Genomic DNA, 1,105 nt, shown 5'->3' on the forward strand with positions numbered 1-1,105 from the left:
AAAGAGAGAGGATTACCAATGTTGTCGAAGTCTAAAGCTTCACCGTGTATATTAACCTTAATTCTCTCTTTTATTCTTTCTGATTATATATCAAAATTAGTAAAAGACAAACTTAAGACGTGTATAATTCATTGCTAGTTAGAGCCTACTTACGAAAGTCCTTGCGGACTTTCTATCTGTGATTTATTTGCTAACTTTAGTGCTTAAACCACGCAACGAAATTATACACAACACCGTTGCCCACAAGTTGAAAAAAAATCGAAATGAAAGAAAAAATTTTAGGAATTATATTGAGCATAATTTGTTTGAATTTAAGTTTCGGACAGGAATTACAAGATGGACAGAAAAGGTGGAGTTCTGAAAAAAAACTAACCATTGACGATTTTAAAATAAAAATTAGTGACGAAAATAATGAAGACATATACAGTCAATTTATGATTTCATATTCAGCACAAGGATTTGATTTTTTGAAAAGAAATCTAAACAGTAAAATTGGAAATTTATTTTTAGGAAATGCTTCTTGGATAGACACGACAAAAGTTGAGAATATTGCTAAACGAATTGAATTTCAACAAACTCAATTTAACCTTGCCGAAATTCACGCACGAAAATTTAGAAAGAGATTATTTATAAAGAAATGGAAAATCTCAAAAGGTTTTGACATTATGAATAAAATCAGTAACGAAATAATGGCGGAATTTTCTGAACAAAGAATGCTATTAATTAGAGAAACCGAAAGTGGAACGAATCAAGGAAAACTGGCTGAATGGAATGAAAAAATTACGAATGAATTAAAAGAATTATATGAATTTAGATTTGAAAATAAAAAGAAAATAAAACGGAAGAAGTAAAACCTGTGGGCAACACCGTATAAACTTTATTGCTGGCTTTTTGCTTACTTGCGAAAGTCCTCACGGACTTTCTTGGTCAGTAATTATTTATTAACTTTACTGCTTAAACCACGCAACAAAGCTTATACAAACACGTTACCTGCAAGCTGAATGAGCAACACGCTGAAAAAAATAACACCATTGCTAATTTTGATGATTATTGCAATCATTCAAGCAATACAGATATTTTTCAGCGAATCTGATGGACAAGGCTG

1 protein-coding gene is annotated in these 1,105 nt (G+C 31.0%); it reads left to right on the forward strand.

The annotated features are described in order from the left end of the window. The first annotated feature begins 263 nt into the window (after positions 1–263). Entirely contained in the window at positions 264–851 is a 588-nt protein-coding gene (locus DIS07_RS14960) for a hypothetical protein (RefSeq protein ID WP_109406076.1), read from the forward strand. The last annotated feature ends 254 nt before the right edge of the window (positions 852–1,105 follow it).

Origin of the sequence: Polaribacter aquimarinus, from assembly GCF_003129485.1 — a bacterium.
GTDB lineage: Bacteria > Bacteroidota > Bacteroidia > Flavobacteriales > Flavobacteriaceae > Polaribacter > Polaribacter aquimarinus.